We start from the raw sequence: 19,291 nt of genomic DNA, 5'->3' as shown, positions 1-19,291 counted from the left end.
GATGGGAAGCCCCTCCGGTCCACCGTTCGACCCCGACGACCCCGATCGCGAGCGCCGGGAGCGCGACACCGAGCCCATCCCCCGGATCGAGCCCGATGAGGGCCCCGGCTTCGCCGCCGGAGCCGGCTACGGCGACGGCCCCTCCCTTTCGGACGACGCCGCCTTCGGTGACGGCCCCGGCTACGCCGGCGAGGGCCGCTCCGGCCGCGCCTGGATCCGCGACCCCGAGGGCGGCTACCAGCCGCCGCCGATCAGCGAGGAGGAGCTGGCCGGCCTGCGGGCCGACGCCACCGGCGGGACGCCCCGTCGGGTGCTGCCGCTCGAGGACGAGCCGAGCCCGCTGGCCGCGCGCTACCTGTTCCCCACTGAGCGGTTCCGGGGCGAGTGGAAGCGGCACTGGGTCTACATCGCCAAGCCGCTGATCATCGGCATCCTGGCGACGTTCATTCTCGGCTACCTTTCCGGCTTCCTCGCCGGACGGCAGACCGGCGCGCTGACCACCGTCGCCGTCCTGCTGTGGTTCCTGGTGATGGGCTGGGTCGCCTGGCAGGTCGCCGAATGGTGGTACAACCGCTTCATCCTCACCAACAAACGGGTGATGGTGGTGGACGGCATCGTCACCCGACGGGTGGCCATGATGCCGCTCGTCCGGGTGACCGACATGAAATACGAGCAGTCGCCGGCCGGCCGGGCGCTTAACTACGGCACCTTCGTGCTGGAGTCGGCCGGTCAGGAGCAGGCGCTCCGCGAGATCAAGAGCCTGCCCAACCCGAACGAGCTCTACCTGCGCGTCGTCGAGGAGATGTACGAGCCGCAGGCCGTCGAGGCCCGGTTGGGCAAGGAGGCGGACGAGGCCAAGGCCGACGACGGCGCCTGAAGGTTTTCGTCCGAACATCGGAGAAACTGCACACCATTTGCCGTCGACCCGACACCCCGGCACGTGGCAACCTGCGAAACAGGACGGGGCGCGGAGGTGAGCGGTGGCGAGCAGGGACCCGCTGGAGGAGGAGTTCCGCGAGTTCGTCGCGGCCCGCTCCGGGGCCCTGCTGCGCACCGCGTACCTGCTGACCGGGGACTGGGCGACGGCCGAGGACCTGCTCCAGACCGCGCTGACCAAGACGTACCTGGCCTGGAAGCGGCTCGGCGGGATCGAGGCCATCGAGCCGTACGCCCGCCGGGTCATGGTCAACACGTCGACGAGCTGGTGGCGGCGGCGGTGGCACGGTGAGCGCCCGACCGAGGTGCTGCCCGAACGGGCCGGGGTCGACGAGATCGAGCAGCAGCTCGACCGGGACGCGCTCTGGCGACACCTGCAGGCGCTGCCGGCCCGGCAACGGGCCGTGCTGGTGCTCCGGTTCTACGAGGACATGTCCGAGGCGCAGACCGCCGCGCTGCTGGAGATCTCGCCCGGCACCGTGAAGAGCCAGACCTCCCGCGCGTTGAACACCCTGCGCCGCCGGCTGGGCTCCGAGGCCGCCCTCGGCCTGCCCGCCGAGCCGGCGGCGGCCGCGCCGGCCCGGCCCGCGCGGCCTGCCGCCGCCCCGCCGGCGCCGCCGTCGCCACCCGTCGCGCCGCCGGCGGCCAGCCGACCGCCGGTGGTCCGGCCGACCGCCCTCTCCGGCGGCCCAGCCGCCGTCCGCCGCGCCGCCACCGTCCCGGTGGAGACCCGATGAGCGAGCGGATCATCAAGCTCAATGCGTTGGTGCCTCATGGCGGTCCCGAGCACAGCGAGGGGGGCGTCATGAGCCGCACGCCGAATACCTGCGACAACCGGACGGGCGACCCGGAGCGTTCATTCCCTGTGACCGAGGACGAGCTGGAGCGGGCGCTGCGGGAGACGTTCACCCGTCGTGCCGAGACGCCACGCCCGCTCGCCGCCGACCCGGCCGGGGTGGCCCTCCGGCGGGCCCGGCGGACCGGCCGGCGCCGGACGCTGACCGGCCTCGCCCTGGCCGGGATGGCCACGGCGCTGGTCACCACCGGCGTGGCCCAGCTCGGCGGGCCGGCCGGCCAGGGGCGCACCCCCACCGTGGTGCTCGGCGATCCGCGTGGCTTCACGCCCTCCCCGCTGCCCACCGCGTCCACCGCCCCGTCGCCGATGCCGGACCCGGTCCGCGCCGAACTGGACCTGGTCATCGGCTCCTGGCTGCACACCAGTGGGGGCGAGCGCCGGGAGCTGGCCGGTGCGGGCCCGATCGAACGAGCGCAGCGCGTCCCCGACTACGGCGGCTGGTTGATCACCTCGGCGGCCACCACGGCCGGCCGTACCCTCTGGTGGGTGCCGCCCAACGGCAGCCCGCCCCAGGTGCTGCTGGCCGGCGCGGACGCCGTCGCGGTCGCGGTGGACGGGCGGCAGGTGGCGTGGCGCGACGGGCCGGAACTCCACGCCGCCGGCCTGGTCGGCGGCCAGCTCGTCGCGACCACCCGGGCCGCGGCCCCGCAGGGGGCGGTGCCGGTCGGCTTCGCCGGCGACGCGGTCCTGATCCGGCAGCCCGGCCGGGGCGGGTTCAGCGTCTGGCGTCGGTCGGCGGGCGGGTTGCCGGGCGCCGCGAACCGGGACGTGCTCAACGTCTACGGCGAGCTGCCCGACGGCCGGGTGGTCGGCCAGGTCTCCGCCGGCACGCCCCGGCGCCCCTGCCTGGCCCTGCTCGACCCGGCCCGCGCCCTCGCCACCGTCCGCACCGGCTGCGGGCCGCAACTCGCCACCGACGGCCTCGGCGGGGTCTCCGGCGACGGGCGGTGGCTGCTGGTGAACGGCACGCGGAAGAACGCCCTCCTGGTCGACCTCGGCACCCTGGGCGCGACCGTCGCGGCCCGAGCGGCCGGACCGGCGGTGACCGGTGTGGTGGCCTGGAGCCGCGGCGGGGTCGCCCTGCACGTCGACGCCGCCAGCCAACTGGTCCGGGTCCGCCCGGACCGGGTGCTGGCCGGCGAGCGTCCCACCGGGTCGCCGGTCGACGGGGTCGACCCGGGCGAGCGCCCGGTGGTGGTGGCCGACATCCGCTCCTGACCGGCGTGCCGCCCGCACCGGCGTGGGGCGTGGCCGGGCGGTAGCGTCGGCGGGGTGACCTCGGCCGCCCGGATCGACCTGCACGCCCACTCCACCGCCAGTGACGGCACCCTCAGCCCGGCCGAGCTGGTCCGGGCCGCCGCCGGGGCCGGTCTCGACGTCGTGGCGATCACCGATCACGACACCACGGCCGGCTGGGACGCCGCGGTCCGCGCGCTGCCGTCCGGGCTCACCCTGGTCCGGGGCGCGGAGCTCTCCTGCCGGTGGCACGGCGTCGAGCCGGCGCTGCCGCTGCACCTGCTCGCGTACCTCTTCGACCCGGCGGAGCCGGAGCTGGTCGCGGAGCTGGCCCGGGTCCGGCGCGCCCGGGAGGAGCGCGGCGAGCGGATCGTCCGGCTGCTCCAGGCCGACGGGATCAAGGTGAGCTGGCGGGAGATCCTGGCCGGCGCGGCCGGCGGGTCCGTCGGCCGCCCGCACATCGCGCAGGCACTGATCCGGGCCGGGCTGGTCGCCACCACGAGCGAGGCGTTCGGGCCGGACTGGCTGGGGGAGCGGTACCGGCTGCCGAAGGAGGACATCGACGTGTTTCGGGCGGTGGCGCTGGTCCGGGCGGCCGGCGGAGTCCCGGTCTTCGCCCACCCCCGGGCCAGCCGGCGCGGCCGGATCGTGCCGGACGAGCTGATCGCCGACCTGGCGGCGGCCGGCCTGGCCGGCCTGGAGGCCGACCACGAGGACCACACGCCGGCCGAGCGCGCGCACGTCCGCGGGCTCGCCGCCGAGCTGGGCCTGCTGGTCACCGGGTCGTCGGACTTCCACGGGACGCACAAGACGCTCCGGCTCGGCGCGCACACCACCGACCCCGGGGCGTACGAGCGGATCGTGGCCGCGGCTAGCGGGGTGACCCCAGTCGCTTCAGGCTGAAGCCTCCGGACGGCGCGGCTACCGTGTCCGGGTGGATCTCAAGCTCTTCGGCGAGGTCTTCGTGACCCTGCTGGTGATCGTCGACCCGCCCGGCATGTTGCCGATCTTCCTGGCGCTCACCGGCCCGCTCCCCGCCCGGGACCGGAACCGGGCCGCCTGGCAGGCCGTGGCGCTGGCGCTCGGGGTGATCGTGGTGTTCGCCGTGGCCGGGCAGACGCTCCTGGCCTACCTGCACGTGTCCCTGCCGGCGTTGCAGGCCGCCGGCGGGCTGCTGCTGGTGCTGGTCGCGTTGGAGCTGCTGACCGGCAAGGCCGACGACCCGAGCCAGCCGACCACGTCCAACATCGCCCTGGTGCCGCTGGGCACCCCGCTGCTGGCCGGGCCGGGCGCCATCGTCGCCACCATGCTCTTCGTGCAGCGGGCCGGCGGGCCCACCGACTACCTCGCGATCGCCCTCGCGATCGTCGCGGTGATGGTCACGGTCTGGCTGGCGCTGCGCTTCTCCGGCGTGATCGTCAAGATCCTGCGGCCCGGCGGCATCGAGGTGCTCACCCGGATCGCCGGCCTGCTGCTGGCCGCCATCGCGGTGCAGCTCATCGCCGACGCGATCGCCGCATTCGTGACCCACTTCATCACCATGCGCTGACCCGCCGGCGCCTCGCTGCCGGCCGCGTCGTCGGCCCGCGGGCGGCGGGCTGTCGTACCGGGGTGGCAGGATCGCAGGCGTGCGACGACCCTCCCCGACCGGACGACCGACCGGTGGCCGCCCGCCCCGACCTCGCGCCGAGCAGGCCGAGCAGCTCGGCTTCGAGGGCATGCCGGAACGCCTCTTCGTCTGCACCCCCAGCAAGCTCGGGGCGTATGTGGACTGCCCCCGGCGCTACCGCTACGCGTACGTCGACCGGCCCGCGCCGCCCAAGGGTCCGCCGTGGGCGCACAACTCGCTGGGCGCCAGCGTCCACACCGCTCTGAAGAACTGGTACGCGCTCGCGCCGGACCGTCGCCGCCCCGAGGTGCTGGCCACCCTGCTCAAGGGCACCTGGGTGCGCGAGGGCTACCGCGACGAGGAGCAGGAGCGGGACGCCTTCCGCCGGGCGCTGGCCTGGCTGGAGTCGTACGTCGCCGGCCTCGACCCGGCCGACGAGCCGGTCGGGGTGGAGCGGGTCGTCGCCGTGAAGACCGCGGTGCTCGCCCTGAACGGCCGCGCCGACCGGATCGACTCCCGCCGGGGCCCCGACGGGCGGCCCGAGCTGGTCATCGTCGACTACAAGACCGGCCGCGCCGGGCTGGACGCCGACGACGCCCGCGGCTCGCAGGCCCTGGCCCTCTATGCGTACGCGGCCGAGCGGGTGTTCCGCCGGCCGTGCCGCCGGGTCGAGCTGCACCACCTGCCCACCGGCACGGTCGCCGCGCACGAGCACACGACCGAGTCGCTGCAGCGGCAGCTGACCCGGGCCGAGGAGACCGCCCGGGACATCGTGGCCGCCGAGCGGGCGGTCGCCGACGGCGCCGACCCGGACGAGGAATTCCCGGCCACCCCGGGGCCGCGCTGCGGCTGGTGCGACTACCGGCGCAGCTGCCCGGCGGGTGCGCAGACCCCCGGCAAGGACCCGTGGGCGGCCATGGACCGGCCCGCCGAACCCGCCTCCGACCTGGGCTGACTCCTTCTCGCCCGGTTCCTGGGCCAACCCCCCGCGTCGCCGGTGGCACGCACTTCGATCTGCCAAGATCCGGGCACGTCGGTTTGGGTGGGTGCCCCGGCCAGGGCTGCGGGACGCGGTATCCGGGGCTGTCCGGGCGGCCGGATGGCGCGGTTCGCCGCAGCCGGACCAGCGGTCTAGGCGGCGATGCCGAGACGGGCGGCGCGCTCCTTCGCGGCCTGCTGCAACGGCCCCTCCCGGTAGCGGCGCGGCACCGCCGTCAGGGCGAGCCGCAGTGCCCGGACGCTGAGGTCCGCGGAGAGCGCGGTGGTGGGTAGGCCCAGGCCGCCGTACAGCCGCCGGGCCCACGCCGGCAGCAGCGCCAGCGCGGTGCCGGCGATCCCCAGGTACGCCCAGCGCGGCGGGCCGAGGTGCAGGCCGAGCTTCACCGGCAGGCTGAGCTTCCACGGGATCGGCGGGGCGGTCAGGAAGAGGGCGGTCTCCGCCGCCTCCTTGGTCATCCGCAGGTCAGCACGGATGCGCCGGTAGTAGTCGGCCACCTCGGCGGCGGTGCCCGGCACGTCGGCCGGGTCCAGCCCGACCAGGGCCGCCGCCCGGCGCTGCTCGGTGTAGTAGCCGTCGATCTCGGCGTCGGTCAGGGCGAGCCCGGCCCGGCGGGCGGTGCTCACGAAGGACTCGACCTCGGCGACGTGCACCCAGCGCAGCAGCTCCGGGTCGTCGATCCGGAACTCCTCCCCGGTCACCGGGTCGGTGGCCCGCATCCGGGCGTGCAGCGTACGCAGCCGGCGGCCGGCGGCTTCCGCCTGGGCCGTGGTGCCGTAGACCGTCGTCGCCACGTAGGTGGCGGTCCGCACCAGCCGGCCCCACGCGTCGGTGCGGTAGTTGCTGTTCTGGGCGACCCCGGCCATCGCCCTGGGGTGCAGCGCCTGGAGGTAGAGCGAGCGGAGGCCGGCGACGATCAGGACCGGCTCCTCGTGCACCTTCCACGTGACCGATCCGGGACCGAAGAGGCCGAGGTCATCCGAGTCCACGGCCCAAGAGTGCCACGCCTCCGGCCGCCCTCGCGTGCCCTGATGGCAGCCGCCGGCGGGCTGGTCGGGCGTGGCGTGGCGCGCCGAGGCGACGGGCCGGCGTCCCCGACTTCGCCGAGCAGTCAGTCGTCGGCGGAGCGGCGGGTTTGGCAGGCGGGGCAGAGACCCCAGAAGGTCACTTCCGCCTCGTCGACCTCGAAGCCGTGCGCGGTGTTCGGGTCCAGGCAGGGCGCGTCGCCGGTCGCGCAGTCGACGTCGGCGATCTCACCGCAGCCCCGGCACACGACGTGGTGGTGGTTGTCCCCGGCCCGCGCCTCGTACCGGGCGGGGCTGCCGGCCGGCTCGATGCGGCGGGAGAGCCCGGCTCGGGAGAGCGCGCCGAGCACGTCGTACACCGCTTGGGTGGAGACCGAGTCGAGGCGCTCACGGACGCGACGGGTGATCTCGTCGACCTCCAGGTGGCCGCCGGCGGCGAGCACGTCCAGCACGGCGAGCCGCGGTCGGGTGACCCGCAGGCCCTTCGACCGGAGCAGTTCCTCGCCGCTTGACATGCAGCAATGACAGCACGGGCGCCGTTGACCGACAAGTGACGCCTGGTAAGGGTGGCCCCGACCACAGGCCGGGCGGGGCGTGGCCGGGGCGGACTGAACCGGCGGGACATGTTGCGCGTGGTACTGGTTCGTCAGCTGCGTCGTGCGCCTGCCATCGACGTACCCTGACTGCCGCGGAAGGCGCATCCACTGCCGGAGGTGTCGGTGTTCAAGGAAATCAACGGTCTACCGGGCCACGTCCTGATCGTGCACGCCGTCGTGGTGTTCGTACCGCTGCTGGCGCTGCTGGCCTCCGCCTACGGGCTGCTGCCACGGTGGCGGTCCCGCTTCGGCTGGGCGGTCGCCGTGCTCGCCGTGGTGACCCCGATCGCGACCTGGCTGGCCACCGAATCAGGCGAGGCGTTCGAGGAGGTCCAGCGGGAGAGGGGCGCCGGCGGCGAGTTTCTCGACAAGATCCACCAGCACTCCGAGTACGGCGACAACCTGCTCTGGTTCGTCCTCGGACTGGCCGTGGCGGCGCTCCTGCTCCTGCTGGTGACCGGTGGCTACCCTCGGGCCCGCAGCCTGCCCCGGTGGCTGGCCCCCGTCCTCACCGGCGTGGTGGTCGTCCTCGCCGTGTTCGCGCTGGTGTACGTCTACCTGACCGGCGACAGCGGTGCCCAGCTGGTGTGGAGCGGTCAGGTCTGACACCGGACGGCCGGCTCAGAAGATCACCCGCGAGCAGAGCAGGCACGTCAGGATCACCAGCACCACCCCGGCGACCGCCCCGATGCCGTAGGTGAGTCGCTGGGCCTGCTGCTCCGCCTGGTCCATGGCGGCCATGTCCTGGGGAGGCAACCGCCGGGGCGGCGCGGGCTGCACGTGCACCGGAGGTCGCCAGCCGGGCGGGGGTGGGGTGGTCGGCGGCGGCCCCGGGTAGCCGCTGGCCGCCGCGTTGCTCGCCGCCCAGCCGCCCGCACCGGGCTGGCCGCCTGCGCCCGGCCAGCCGCCCGCGCCGGGCTGGCCGCTGCTGTCGGCCGGTCCCGGGCCGGCTCCGGGCGCGCTGGTCGGCTCCGGCCGGGCCCACGGACTCTCCGACGCGCCGGACCAGTAACGGTCGGCCTGGCTCATGCCGGACCGGGAATCGGGCGATGCGTCGGCCCGGGGACTGCCGGACTCGGACGGGTCGGCCGCGGCGGGCTGCCCGGAACTCGACGCCGGACCGCCGGACTCGGCTGCGGCGGCGACTACCTCGGCCGCCCGCCCGCCGCCGTTGACGTGGCCGGTCGCCTGGTCCGGCGTCGGGCGTCGCCAGAACTCGTCCTCGGGGCTGCCATCGCTCGACGTCGTCACGCCGTCCGACGCTACCAACGCCCCGGCCGCACGGCCCGCCGGACGCGACGGGCGAGCCACGCCGAGCCGGCACGCGGGCTGGTCGAGCTGGTGCCGTTCGCCGGTATCCTTGCCTCTCGTGGACGATCCCGGGATGCGTGGCGCACGCGGCGACGACGACCGCGTGGTCGACCTCAGCGACGACTTCGCGGTGCTGCCCGAGCAGACCAGCGACGACACGGACCATGGCTGGGGTGAACGACCCAGCGGCAACAACGACGACTGGCTGCTCGCCGAGCGCCCGCCACACTGGGGCTGACCGCCCACGGGTCGCGTCATCTGGCGTGACTGCTGCCGGTCATCCGCGTACCACCACCGCGAAGCGGCTGCCCTCGGGCACGCCGACGGCCTGCTGCGCCTGCTCGGGCCGGAGCGCCAGGTAGAGCGCGGAGGAGCCGTCGACCGCCCCGCCGCCGACCACGTCGAGCACCAGCGCCCGCGGCGCGAGCAGTCTCGCCTCCTTGCCGGCCGCACCGGCCGGTACGACCAGCAGGTCGACCCGGGCGCCCGGGCGGAGCACGGCGAGCGCGGCCGGCTCGGCCAGCCGGACCGGCACGCCGACCGAGCCGCTGGGCAGGGGCAGCGCGGCGGTCGACTGCCCGGGGCCAGGGCTCGCCGGACTCGTGGCCGGGGTGGGGCCGGCCGGGGCCGTGCTCGGCGGACAGCCGGCGGGTGTCTGGAGGACGGCGGCGGCCAGGCCGAGCAGCACGGCGACCACCGCCACCCGGAGCAGGGTCCCGCCGCGCGGCAGCCCGCGCCAGCGCACCGGCTGCAGTGATCCCTCGCCCGCCACCCGCGTCCCTCCCGCCCCGACATCCGCTCAGACGGGTAGCAGGCTAGGAATCCGGGGTGAAGTGGCGCTGTCCCGGCAGGCCGCCCTGTGGAAAACCCGCCCGCCTGTGGACAACCTCCGGCCGCCGCCGGCCCGTGGTAGCTGCTGATCACGGATGGGCAGCGGGGCGTGCTGCTCGGCGGTGGGTCTGAGCCGGTCGGCCGGTGCGGGGCGTTCCCAGGGTCTGCGACAGCGGGGCGGGCCGGACGAAACGGGAAATCGGCGCTTGCCATGATCTTGCCCAAACGCCCGCGCCAGGTGTCAGGTTGAGCTAGCCGGCCGGGCGCCCGGCGTACGCCGGGCGGTGCAGGAAGGACCGCGTTGTCATACCCTCAGCCACCCCAGTCGTTTCCGGGGCCGCCGCCCCCACCGGGTTATCCCGCGATGCCACCGTCACCGGCAGGAGCGTCCCCGTACGGGATGCCGCCCGGTCGCCTGCCGGCGCCGCCGGTCAAGCGGAAGGGGACGAAGCGCAAGGTCTTCGGCATCGTGTTCGCGGCGCTCAGTATCTTTCCCCTGCTGCTCGGCGGTGTCGTCGTCCTGCAGGCCTACAAGAACCACCAGATCCAGGTCTCGAACGATGCCTTCGCCCCGGTGGCCTGGCACAACCTGAAGGCCGACCAGATCTTCCCCGACTACCTCGGCTGGCCACGTGGCGACGAGGAGACCCGCGCGTGGTCGCGACAGGGGATCGCCAAGGAGGCGTCCTGCAACGAGGCGCTTCGGAAGGATTTCGCGAAAGCCGTCGCGGCGAAGGGCTGCAAGACGGCACTGCGTGCGACGTACGTGCACATCGGCGGGGATGTAGCGGCGACCATCGCGCTCGTCGTGCTCGATTCCTCCGGCGAGGCCGAGGCCGTCGCTGAGGAGTTCTCCTGGGCCAAAGACCCCGGACCGCTGGTCTTTCCCGTAGCGGTTCCCGGCACGCTCGCCGCGAAGTGGGTCAAGGAGCGGGCCCTCGCCGGCGGCGCGAGCGGGGTCGGGGGTGATCTGCCCTACGTGGCGGCGATCTCGGTCGGCCCGGCCGACGGCACCCGGGACATCGGGGTCCTGCCGGGGGAGTGGCGGCTGGACGGCGAGGAAGAGACGCAAGGCTATTCGAACACGTCCGACATTCTGCTGCGAGGGTTCGCCCACGAGCTGGACAGCACGATCATGGGGCGGGGTCAGTGAGCAAGCTTTCGTCACGGGTATGCCAGTTGGTCGCCGTCCCGGCCGTGCTCGCCGCGACCGCCGGCGTCGTCGCCGTCGCTCCGAGCCCGGCCCTCGCGGCGCCGAACGGGTGGGAACTGGCGGTGCTCTCCGTATCGGCCGCGCACAAGATCAGCAAGGGCGAAGGGGTCACGGTCGCCGTCATCGACACGGGGATCCGCACGGATCACAAGGCGCTGCGCGGCCGAGCCACGGAGGGCATCGACTTCCTCGCCGAAACGGACCAGAAGGAGTCGTGGTACGGCCGCCACGGCACCTCCATGGCATCCAGCGTGCTGGATGTGGCACCGGCCGCCAAGGTGCTGGGCTTCCGCGCCATCCGCGACCGGGAGGATCCGGACTACAAGACCTGGCTGGAGGGGATCGAGTACTACGGCGAGAACCCGGAGCAGGAGGCGCGCGAAGGGGTGGCGGTGGAGCGGGCGATCCGTGCCGCAGCCGACCAGGGCGTGCAGGTGATCTCCTTGTCGCTCGGCAGTGAGACATCTCTCGGGGCCTACGTTCACCGCGAAGCCGAGGCGATCGCGTACGCCCTGTCGAAGGGCGTGGTGGTGGTCGCCGGCGCCGGCAACGCGGGTGACGAGCTCAACGAGTTGTCCTACCCGGCGGCGTACCCGGGGGTGATCGCCGTCGGCGCGGCCACCCCACGGGGCACGCGCGCGGAGTTCTCCCAGGTCCACAACTACGTCGACGTCGTCACGCCCGGGGTGGAGATCTACTCCGCCAATATCGACGGCGGGCGCAAGAAGGTCCAGGGCACCTCGTCGGCCACTGCGCTCGCCGCGGGCGTTGCGGCACTGATCGTGGCGAAGTATCCCGATCTGTCGCCGCGCCAGGTCGAACAGCTTCTCGAGCAGACCGCCTCGACCTACCGCAAGGGGCACAACCCGCAGACCGGGTACGGCGTGGTCGACGCCGAAGCCGCGCTCAAGGCGGCCGCCCGCCTCAAGCCCGGCAGCGCTGCCCTGCCGGTCGGCAAGGAGGGCGTGGGCGGCCACTTCGGCCCCGGCGACGACGGCACCCCACTGCGTATCGGGCAGCCGTGGGACACGTCGTACCTGGTCGTCGGCGGCATCGGCGGCGGGCTCGGACTGCTCGGTCTGGCCCTCGGCCTGATTCTGTTCCTCGCCGGCCGCCGGGCCGCGGCGCGCAGCGGGCCACCGGTCCCCGCGCCACGCTAGTCACCAGCACGGCAGAGGGGTGGGCCCGCGTTCGCGGTGCCCACCCCTCTGCCGTATAGGTCTGGTTCAGGAGGAGGTGCTGGCGGCCGGGGCCTTGGTGGACGAGCCGCTGCTCGAGTTGGTCGAGCCGTTCGACGAACCGGACGTGCTCGACGAGCCGCTGGACGACGACTCGGACTTCGCCGGCGTGTTCGTGGTGCTCGTGGCGGTGTCGGAACCGGACGAGCGGGAGTCGGTGCGGTAGAAGCCGGAGCCCTTGAACACGATGCCGACCGAGTTGAAGAGCTTGCGCAGCTGCCCCTCACACGCCGGGCACTCGGTCAGCGGCTCGTCAGAGAAAGACTGCACCGCCTCGAGCTGGTGGCCGCACGCGGTGCAGGCGTACTGGTACGTGGGCACGTTCTCCTCCGGATCTTGGCACGGCCGGTTGGCACTCGACGCTTCCGAGTGCCAATGGTGCGTCATCGGCGAGGATTCGTCCAGCGGAAGTGTGCCGTCAGACAACCGTCGCCGGGGCCAGCGTACGCAGGCCGTCGGTGGGGGTGATCACGGCGCGGACCGGTCGGTCGTGCGGCTGCGCGGGCACCACCTCGACCAGTTCACCGTCGTGCAGCAGCGCCACGGTCAGGGCCGTCGCCGGCACCCGGGCCAGCGCCCGGTCGTACGAGCCGCCGCCCCGGCCCAGCCGGATCCCCCGGCGGTCCACCGCCAGGGCCGGCACGATCACCAGATCGGCCTCGGCCACGACGTCCGGGCCGCGAAGGGGGCCGGTCGGCTCGCGCAGGCCCCGACCGGCGGCCCGCAGCGACCCCGCGTCGGTGTACGCGGCCCAGTCCAGGTCCAGGTCGTCGCGGAGCACCGGCAGCAGCAACTCTCCCGCGGGCGGCAGCGCGGCGCGCAGCACCGCCGGCAGGTCGCTCCCGCCCGGCTCCGAGCCGACCGGCACGTACGCGGTCATCCGGGCCGGGCGGAGCCGGCGTACCAGGGAGGTCAGCTCGGCCTGGACGCGCGCCGCCGCTGCCGCCCGGGACGGCGCGGGCAGCGACCGGCGGTGGGCGAGCAGCGCGACCCGCAACTCCCGCTTCGCAGCATGCGTCGCATCCGCTTCATCCGTAAATTCCGGCACGCAACACTCCTGACGCAACGCTTGTCTCCCCGTCGCTCTGTGTCAGCATCGCAGCAAGGGGCGCAGAACTTCCAGGGGGAAGCTTGACGCTACGCGGGCGGTTGACGGCGGCCTTCCTCGCGGTGGTGCTCGGCCCCGTCCTGCTCGGCGCCTTCTTCGTCGGATCCACGATGGCAGCGGTCGACCACAGCCGCTCCGCCGAGCGGCTGGGCCTGGCCGCCGCCGGGGTGCGTACCTCCGTGGACGCCCTCTGCCAGCAGTTGCGCGCGGCGGCCGACGCGGTCGCGCTGGTCACCGACCCCGCCGCCCGCCCCCGCGCGGCGGACCAGGTGGTGGGCCGCGGCCTGGCCGCCGCCGTGCTGGTCACCGACGCCGCCGGCCGGACCAGCTACGCCACTCCCGGCGGCCCGGGCCGGCCCTGGCAGGACTGCTCCGGCGCGCCGCCCGTCGCCGGCCCGGTCCGCGCCCTCGCCGCGCAGGTCCAGCTCCGCGACCCGGCCGGCGCCGACCTGGGCACGGTCGCCGCCGCGCAGCCCGTCGACCCGGCCTTCGTGGCGCGGCTCGCCGCGGTGACCGGGGTCGCGGTCACCCTCCTCGACGACCCCGCCGGCACCGACCGGGTCACCCACACCACCGAGACCCGGCAGGTACGCGCCGCGGTGCTCGCCGCCGCCCGCACGGTCGACGGGGACCAGGTCACCGAGACCGTCGACGGCCGGTACGTGCGGCGGGTCGGCCCGTCCCCGGGGCAGCCGCTGCCGCTGGTGCTCTCGGTGCCGGGGGAGCGCCCGCCCGGCCTGCACGTCGCGCTGGTCGGCGCCGTGCTGCTGGCCGCCCTGCTGGCGGTGCTGGCCGCGTGGCGGCTGGCCCGGGTGACCACGCGCCCCCTGGCGGAGCTGGCCGGCGCGGTGGACCGGGTGACGCACGGCGACCTGACCGCCCGGGTGCCGGTGCGCAGCCGGGACGAGATCGGGCGGCTGGCCGGTGCGTTCAACCGGATGACCCGGGAGACCGGCAGCTACGTGGCCGCACTGACCAGCAGCCGGGACCAGTTGCGTGGGCACCTGGCGGTGCTCGGCGACACCCTGGCCAGCACCCACGACCTGCAACGCATCCTGCGGGTGATCCTGCACAGCGCGATCGCCGCGACCGGCGCGCGGGCCGGTGCGGTGCTGCTGCTCGACGGCGAGGGGGTGCTCGTCGGCCAGTGCGTCGAGGGGCTGGACGACCGCTGGTCCGGCGACGACGCGGCGACGCTGCGGGTGCCGGCCGGGACCGGGGTGGTCGGCACGGTGGCCGCCACCGGGGAGCCGCTGTGCGGGCGGTGGGAGCCGACGGACGCCCCGACCGGGGAACCGACCTGCGAGACGTACATCGCGGTGCCGTTCGCCGCGCCGAGGGCGGCGGAGCTGACCGGGCGCGGCGACCCGGACCGGCCCGGGCACCCGCCGGCCGACGACGAGCCGGCGCCGGCGGGCTCCGGCACGCTGGGGGTGCTGGCCCTCTACGACCGGCTCGGCGCCGAGGAGTTCGACGACGACGACCTGTTCACCCTGCGGACGTTCGCCGCCCACGCGGCGGTGGCGGTGGAGAACGTCCGGGTGCACGAGGAGACCCAGCGGCTCTCGCTGACCGACCCGCTCACCGGGTTGTGGAACTACCGCTACCTGCGCGAGTCGATCCGGCGGGAGGTGGAACGGGCCAACCGGTTCGGCCGCATGCTCAGCGTCCTCGCCCTCGACCTGGACCGGTTCAAGGACGTCAACGACACCTGGGGGCACGCCGCCGGGGACGCCGTCCTCGTCGAGTTCGCCCGCCGGGTACGCGGCGAGATCCGCGAGGTGGACCTGGCGTTCCGGCAGGGCGGCGAGGAGTTCGTGGTGCTGCTGCCCGAGACCGACGCGCGGGGCGCGACCATCGTCGCCGAGCGGCTCGGCGCGGTGGTCCGGGACCAGCCGGTGCTGGTGGACGGGCACGGGGGCGAGCCGGTCCGGGTGGCGGTGACCGTCTCCATCGGCATCGCCGTCTACCCCGACCACGCCGCCGGCGGGCAGCAGGTGCTCGACGCCGCCGACGATGCCCTCTACGCGGCCAAGGCCGCCGGTCGGGACGGCTACCGGCTGGCCGAGCCGCCCGACCCGCCGCCCACCCGGGAGATCCCCGTGGTGGTCGCCACGGTTAGCCCGCCCGACGGGCTGCCCCGGGCCGGTGCCCCCGACGCCCCGGTCGGGGGTCAGGGCGGCGCGTCTTCCGGTCCTCACCCGCCGCGGCAGAGCCGTGGCCGATAGTCTCGCGACATGTCGGAGCACTCAGCGAACCCCTCAGCGGCCGCCGCGACCGGTCGCGCCCGTGCGGTCAAGGCCGTGATCCCGGCGGCCGGCCTGGCCACCCGGTTCCTGCCGGCCACCAAGGCGGTCCCGAAGGAGCTGCTGCCGGTCGTGGACCGGCCGGTGCTGCAGTACATCGTCGAGGAGGCCGCCCAGGCCGGCCTCACCGACGTGCTGCTGGTCACCGGGCGCGGCAAGACGTCGATGGTGGACCACTTCGACCGCCGGCCCGACCTGGAGGCGCGGCTGGAGAGCAAGCCCGAGCTGCTGGAGGCGGTACGCCGCCCCGAAGAGCTGGCCGAGATCTACACCTGCCGGCAGCCCGAGCAGCTCGGCCTCGGCCACGCCGTCGGGTACGCCGAGTCCCACGTCGGCGACCAGCCCTTCGCGGTGCTGCTCGGCGACGAGTTCGTCAAGATGGACGAGCCGCTGCTGCCGGCCATGCTGGAGCTGCAGGCCCGCACCGGCGGCATCGTGCTGGCGTTCTTCGAGGTCGACCCGGCCGACACCAAGCGGTACGGCATCGCCTCGGTCGAGCCGGCCGAGCCGGAGTTCAACGACATCGCCGACATCGTCAAGGTCACCGGCATGGTGGAGAAGCCGAAGCCGGAGGACGCCCCGAGCAACCTCGCCGTCCTCGGCCGGTACGTGCTCCCGGGGCGGATCTTCGACGCGATCCGGCGTACCGAGCCGGGCAGCGGCGGGGAGATCCAGCTGACCGACGCCATGGAGATCCTGCGCAACGAGGGGGTGCCGGTGCACGCCATCATCTACCGGGGCACCCGCTACGACACCGGCATGCCGCTCGGCTACCTCCAGACCGTCGTCCAGATCGCCGCCGAGCGGGAGGACCTGGGCGCCGAGTTCCGCAAGTGGCTCGCCGAGTTCGTCAACCGGGGCGACGAGACGGTCACCTCGGCGATCCTGGAGGGCGTGCGCAACGCGTCGGGCGGTCCCAATACATGACCGCGACGGCCGACGCCGAGGCGGCCGCGAACGAGCTGACGCCGCTCGCCGACTACCTGGGCAGCGTGCTGCGCAGGTTACGCGCGCTGCCTCCGCTCGACCTCGACCTCACCCAGGCGTACGGCAACGTCCTCGCCGAGGACGTGGTCGCGCCGCACTCGTACCCCGCCTTCGACCAGGCGGCGGTGGACGGGTACGCCGCGCGCTGGGAGGACATCTCCGGAGGGAGCCGGGGGCCGGGATACGTCCCGGCCCCCTCCGGTACGCGCGGTGGGCGCAGCATCCGGCTGAACGTGGTCGGTGACCTGGGCGCGGCGAGCTGGCGCCCGGTCCGGCTCACCCCTGGCGCGTGTTTCTCGGTGGCGGCCGGCGCGCCGCTGCCCATCGGCGCCGACGTGGTGGTCCCGGTGGAGTGGACCGACCAGGGCATGGCGGCCGTGGAGATCTTCCGCGCCCCCAAGCGCGGGTACGGCGTCCGCCGTGCCGGTGAGGAACTGCCGGCCGGCACCCTGCTCGCCCGCGCCGGCACGTACGTCTCGCCGGCTCTGGTCGCCGTCTTCGCCGCGACCGGCATCGGGCACGTGGTGGTCCGGCCCAGCCCGCGGGTGGTCATCGTGGCCACCGGCGACGAGCTGGTCGACGTCGGCCGGGGCAGCCAGCCCGGCCAGGTGGTGGACACCAACTCGCACGCGCTGACCGCCGCCGCCGCCGAGGCGGGCGCGCTCGCGTATCGGGTGGGGATCTGCGACGACGACCCGGAGGGGCTGCGCGGCCTGCTGGAGGACCAGACGCTGCGGGCCGACCTGATCATCACCACCGGCGGCACGGGCACCGGCCCCGGCGACATGGTCCGACGGATCCTGTCCCGCCGGGAGGGCGGCCGCGCCGGACCGGTGACCTTCACAGAGGTGGCCCTCTATCCCGGAACGGCCCTCGGATTCGGTACGGTCGGCGCCGAGGAGGTGCCGGTGGTCTGTCTTCCCGGTGAGCCCGGCGCGGCGCTGATCGGCTTCGAGGTGCTGGCCCGCCCGGCCATCCAGCTGCTCGCCGGCGCCGAGCCGGTGTTCCGGCCCAGCGTCCGGGCCCACCTGCTGGAGACGGTCTCGTCCCCGGGTGGGCTGCGCGAGTTCCGCCCCGCGCACGTGGCCGAGCGGCGCGGCGGCGGCTACACGGTGCAGCCGCTGGCCGGCGGGCCGTTCACCCTCTCCGGCCTGGCCGAGGCGAACGGCCTGCTGGTCCTCGGCGAGCGGGTCACCACCGCCGCCGCCGGCTCCACGGTGGACGTGCTCCTGCTGGACAGGCGCAGGTGAGCCTGTTTCGGCGGTCGCCCGGGTGGCCGGCGGTGCTGGTGGACGGTCCGGTGGTGCTGCGACCCTACCGGCGCTCCGACGCGGCCGCCTGGTCGGAGATCCGGCGCGCCAACCAGGCCTGGCTGTCCCCCTGGGAGTCCCACCTGCCGGGCACATGGGACGAGATGAACTCGCCAGCCGCGTTCCGCCTGGTCCACGCCGACCAGCGCCGCTCGGCGCGGATCGGCGAGGGGATGCCGTTCGCGGTCTGCCTGCGCGAGGAGGGGCAGGAGTGGCTGGTCGGCCACCTCAACGTGGGCAGCATCGTCCGGCGCGCGTTCTGCTCCGGCTACGTCGGCTACTGGGTGGACTCCCGGGTGGCCGGTCGCGGCGTGATCCCCACCGCGGTGGCGCTGGCCGTGGACCACGCGTTCGGGCCCGGCGGGCTGCACCGGATCGAGGTGAACATCCGGCCGGAGAACGCGCCGTCCCGGCGGGTGGTGGAGAAGCTGGGCTTCCGCGAGGAGGCGTACCACGTCCGCTACATGCACATCGACGGCGCCTGGCGGGACCACATCGGATACGCGATGACCAGCGAGGAAGTGGCCGCCGAGGGCGGGCTGCTGGCCCGCTGGCACCGCGTACGTGACAGCCGCGGGTGACGCGTCCGACCCGCCACGCCCGGCGCGGCGCACGGTCAACCCGGTCGGCGGCCCGTAACCTCAAGTAACTGCAAGCTGTGGGCAAGCGCGGCGGGCCTCGCACGATCTGCGTCGTGAACGACGTACGGCGGAACAAGGTGCGGTCGAGTGGCGCTCGCCCCGAATCTGGTGACGGGAGGGGTGAGGGTGCCGACCTCGGTGCTCCTCGCCGTCCTCGCCGCCGCCGGCCTGCTCGCTCTCGCGCCGGCGCTGGTCCGTCGGTACGACGCCACCGAGCGGCTGGTGGCGGAGCGGGCGCAGTCGACGGCGCGGGTGCTCCAGCGCCGCCGACGGAAGCGCACCGTGCCCGGACGGCGACCGGTGCGCCCGCCCCGTCACCTCGTGATTACGTTCAGTGAGTCTGCGGATACGGATCGTTCCGCTTCCCCGACCTCGGCCCCGCCGGCCCCGCGCCGGTCGAGCCGCCTCCGCTCGGTGCCGCCCGCCCCCGCGAAGTCCCGCCGGCGGCACCCCCCGAAGCGCCGCCGGCACACCCCGGCGATCTACCGCCGCCGCCGGGTGCTGGCCGCGCTGCTGCTGCTCAACTTCGTCGAGCTGATCGGCGTGGTGGCGGTCGGCCCCGGGTTCTGGATCAGCTTCTCGGTGACCGGCACCCTGCTCGTGACGTACGTCGTACACCTGCGGAAGCTGGCCCTGGCCGATCGGCGGCGGCGGCGCGCGGAGGCCCGGGAGGCGGCCTGGCTGGCCGCCCGCCAGGCCGAGGTACGCCGGGAGCAGGCGCGGCGCGCCGCGGCCCGCCGGGAGGCGCAGCGGCGCCTGGCCGCCCAGCGCGAGGCGGTCCGGCGTACGGCGATGGGGCTGGACCGGCCGGCGGACCTGCCGCCGGCGGCCAGCGGCGGCTCGGTCTCCTACCGCCGGGCGGGCGGCCTCCGCGGCCGCGCCTACGAGGCCGGCCGCGGCTCACACTCGGCCTGACCCGGCCGGCGCTGGTCGGCGTTGGTCGGCGTCGCGGTGTCCCGGCGCCACATCGCTGACGTGGCGGTGTCCGAGTGACCGGGACACCGCAACGTCCCCGATCTGGAGCGGAAAGTCTTGGACCCGGGTGTCGGATCCGGCGGAGGTCGTGCGACGCGTTGATGAGGGCCGGCGCA

Annotated in this window: 21 protein-coding genes; 15 read left to right on the top strand and 6 right to left on the bottom strand. The window is 74.8% G+C overall.

The window, feature by feature from the left end; genetic code table 11:
* The first annotated feature begins 1 nt into the window (after position 1).
* The 6 genes from FXF52_RS12815 (at position 2) to FXF52_RS12790 (ending at position 5,592) form a co-directional block, all read left to right on the top strand.
* On the top strand, positions 2-877 hold the full coding sequence (locus tag FXF52_RS12815; RefSeq protein ID WP_148796761.1) for a PH domain-containing protein: 876 nt from the start codon (positions 2-4) through the stop codon (positions 875-877).
* 103 nt (positions 878-980) lie between these two features.
* Positions 981-1,673, top strand: a complete 693-nt coding sequence (locus FXF52_RS12810; RefSeq protein ID WP_255471873.1) for a SigE family RNA polymerase sigma factor — start codon at positions 981-983, stop codon at positions 1,671-1,673.
* Positions 1,670-3,010, top strand: a complete 1,341-nt coding sequence (locus FXF52_RS12805; protein ID WP_255471872.1) for a hypothetical protein — start codon at positions 1,670-1,672, stop codon at positions 3,008-3,010. The genes FXF52_RS12810 and FXF52_RS12805 overlap by 4 nt, the downstream gene beginning before the upstream one ends.
* Positions 3,011-3,064: 54 nt before the next feature.
* Positions 3,065-3,931 carry a PHP domain-containing protein gene (locus tag FXF52_RS12800; protein WP_148796759.1) on the top strand — a complete coding sequence of 289 codons (867 nt, stop codon included), beginning with the start codon at positions 3,065-3,067 and terminating at the stop codon, positions 3,929-3,931.
* 31 nt (positions 3,932-3,962) lie between these two features.
* A complete protein-coding gene (locus FXF52_RS12795) occupies positions 3,963-4,577 on the top strand; it encodes a MarC family protein (protein ID WP_148796757.1) in 615 nt (204 codons plus the stop codon).
* Positions 4,578-4,746: 169 nt separating this feature from the next.
* Positions 4,747-5,592, top strand: coding sequence for a PD-(D/E)XK nuclease family protein (locus FXF52_RS12790; protein WP_148796897.1), 846 nt, complete (start codon positions 4,747-4,749; stop codon positions 5,590-5,592).
* A 176-nt stretch (positions 5,593-5,768) separates the two neighbouring features.
* Here FXF52_RS12790 and FXF52_RS12785 read toward each other — a convergent pair whose 3' ends face one another.
* Both FXF52_RS12785 and FXF52_RS12780 read right to left on the bottom strand, forming a co-directional pair.
* Positions 5,769-6,623 (bottom strand): oxygenase MpaB family protein, encoded by an 855-nt coding sequence (locus FXF52_RS12785; RefSeq protein WP_148796755.1) that lies wholly within the window; start codon positions 6,621-6,623, stop codon positions 5,769-5,771.
* Positions 6,624-6,745: 122 nt separating this feature from the next.
* Complete coding sequence (locus FXF52_RS12780; RefSeq protein ID WP_148796754.1) at positions 6,746-7,174, bottom strand: Fur family transcriptional regulator; 429 nt, start codon at positions 7,172-7,174, stop codon at positions 6,746-6,748.
* A 204-nt stretch (positions 7,175-7,378) separates the two neighbouring features.
* Here FXF52_RS12780 and FXF52_RS12775 point away from each other — a divergent pair, with 204 nt between their 5' ends.
* Positions 7,379-7,861 (top strand): DUF2231 domain-containing protein, encoded by a 483-nt coding sequence (locus FXF52_RS12775; protein ID WP_148796895.1) that lies wholly within the window; start codon positions 7,379-7,381, stop codon positions 7,859-7,861.
* A 15-nt stretch (positions 7,862-7,876) separates the two neighbouring features.
* Here the strand turns inward: FXF52_RS12775 and FXF52_RS41605 are convergent, their stop codons facing one another.
* Positions 7,877-8,506, bottom strand: coding sequence for a hypothetical protein (locus FXF52_RS41605; RefSeq protein WP_187413478.1), 630 nt, complete (start codon positions 8,504-8,506; stop codon positions 7,877-7,879).
* A gap of 133 nt (positions 8,507-8,639) precedes the next feature.
* Between FXF52_RS41605 and FXF52_RS41600 the strand changes: the two genes are divergently transcribed.
* Positions 8,640-8,804 carry a hypothetical protein gene (locus FXF52_RS41600; RefSeq protein ID WP_187413477.1) on the top strand — a complete coding sequence of 55 codons (165 nt, stop codon included), beginning with the start codon at positions 8,640-8,642 and terminating at the stop codon, positions 8,802-8,804.
* A gap of 39 nt (positions 8,805-8,843) precedes the next feature.
* On the opposite strand, the gene FXF52_RS12765 is transcribed toward FXF52_RS41600, so the two are convergent.
* Complete coding sequence (locus tag FXF52_RS12765; protein WP_255471871.1) at positions 8,844-9,338, bottom strand: flagellar biosynthesis protein FlgA; 495 nt, start codon at positions 9,336-9,338, stop codon at positions 8,844-8,846.
* A gap of 459 nt (positions 9,339-9,797) precedes the next feature.
* Between FXF52_RS12765 and FXF52_RS12760 the strand changes: the two genes are divergently transcribed.
* Entirely contained in the window at positions 9,798-10,550 is a 753-nt protein-coding gene (locus FXF52_RS12760) for a hypothetical protein (protein ID WP_148796752.1), read from the top strand.
* Complete coding sequence (locus FXF52_RS12755; protein WP_187413476.1) at positions 10,547-11,770, top strand: S8 family serine peptidase; 1,224 nt, start codon at positions 10,547-10,549, stop codon at positions 11,768-11,770. Before FXF52_RS12760 ends, FXF52_RS12755 begins: the two co-directional genes overlap by 4 nt.
* 66 nt (positions 11,771-11,836) lie before the next feature.
* Here the strand turns inward: FXF52_RS12755 and FXF52_RS12750 are convergent, their stop codons facing one another.
* Together FXF52_RS12750 and FXF52_RS12745 are read right to left on the bottom strand one after the other, a co-directional pair.
* On the bottom strand, positions 11,837-12,169 hold the full coding sequence (locus tag FXF52_RS12750; protein ID WP_148796748.1) for an FmdB family zinc ribbon protein: 333 nt from the start codon (positions 12,167-12,169) through the stop codon (positions 11,837-11,839).
* Between the two features lie 97 nt (positions 12,170-12,266).
* A complete protein-coding gene (locus FXF52_RS12745; RefSeq protein WP_148796746.1) occupies positions 12,267-12,896 on the bottom strand; it encodes a 5-formyltetrahydrofolate cyclo-ligase in 630 nt (209 codons plus the stop codon).
* Between the two features lie 83 nt (positions 12,897-12,979).
* On the opposite strand from FXF52_RS12745, the gene FXF52_RS12740 reads away from it, so the two are divergent.
* The 5 genes from FXF52_RS12740 (at position 12,980) to FXF52_RS12720 (ending at position 19,115) form a co-directional block, all read left to right on the top strand.
* Entirely contained in the window at positions 12,980-15,184 is a 2,205-nt protein-coding gene (locus tag FXF52_RS12740) for a diguanylate cyclase (protein WP_187413475.1), read from the top strand.
* 9 nt (positions 15,185-15,193) lie between these two features.
* Complete coding sequence (locus FXF52_RS12735; protein WP_148796744.1) at positions 15,194-16,189, top strand: UTP--glucose-1-phosphate uridylyltransferase; 996 nt, start codon at positions 15,194-15,196, stop codon at positions 16,187-16,189.
* Entirely contained in the window at positions 16,186-17,499 is a 1,314-nt protein-coding gene (gene glp, locus FXF52_RS12730; RefSeq protein ID WP_148796742.1) for a gephyrin-like molybdotransferase Glp, read from the top strand. Before FXF52_RS12735 ends, glp begins: the two co-directional genes overlap by 4 nt.
* A 32-nt stretch (positions 17,500-17,531) precedes the next feature.
* Positions 17,532-18,140, top strand: coding sequence for a GNAT family N-acetyltransferase (locus FXF52_RS12725; RefSeq protein ID WP_187413489.1), 609 nt, complete (start codon positions 17,532-17,534; stop codon positions 18,138-18,140).
* A gap of 180 nt (positions 18,141-18,320) precedes the next feature.
* The gene (locus tag FXF52_RS12720; RefSeq protein WP_187413488.1) at positions 18,321-19,115 is read left to right on the top strand and encodes a hypothetical protein; all 795 of its coding nucleotides are present in this window, start codon (positions 18,321-18,323) and stop codon (positions 19,113-19,115) included.
* The last annotated feature ends 176 nt before the right edge of the window (positions 19,116-19,291 follow it).

The sequence above is a fragment of the Micromonospora sp. MP36 genome, from assembly GCF_008119785.1.
In the GTDB taxonomy this organism is placed as follows: domain Bacteria; phylum Actinomycetota; class Actinomycetes; order Mycobacteriales; family Micromonosporaceae; genus Micromonospora.
Note: the sequence above shows the minus strand (reverse complement) of the source record. Positions and strands in the feature narration are given on the sequence as shown.

Coding starts and splice junctions, on each gene's coding strand:
- FXF52_RS12815 (WP_148796761.1), top strand. CDS start 2: ATGGGAAGCCCCTCCGGTCCACCGTTCGACCCCGACGACCCCGATCGC.
- FXF52_RS12805 (WP_255471872.1), top strand. CDS start 1,670: ATGAGCGAGCGGATCATCAAGCTCAATGCGTTGGTGCCTCATGGCGGT.
- FXF52_RS12790 (WP_148796897.1), top strand. CDS start 4,747: ATGCCGGAACGCCTCTTCGTCTGCACCCCCAGCAAGCTCGGGGCGTAT.
- FXF52_RS12780 (WP_148796754.1), bottom strand. CDS start 7,174: ATGTCAAGCGGCGAGGAACTGCTCCGGTCGAAGGGCCTGCGGGTCACC.
- FXF52_RS41600 (WP_187413477.1), top strand. CDS start 8,640: ATGCGTGGCGCACGCGGCGACGACGACCGCGTGGTCGACCTCAGCGAC.
- FXF52_RS12760 (WP_148796752.1), top strand. CDS start 9,798: ATGCCGCCCGGTCGCCTGCCGGCGCCGCCGGTCAAGCGGAAGGGGACG.
- FXF52_RS12735 (WP_148796744.1), top strand. CDS start 15,194: ATGTCGGAGCACTCAGCGAACCCCTCAGCGGCCGCCGCGACCGGTCGC.
- glp (WP_148796742.1), top strand. CDS start 16,186: ATGACCGCGACGGCCGACGCCGAGGCGGCCGCGAACGAGCTGACGCCG.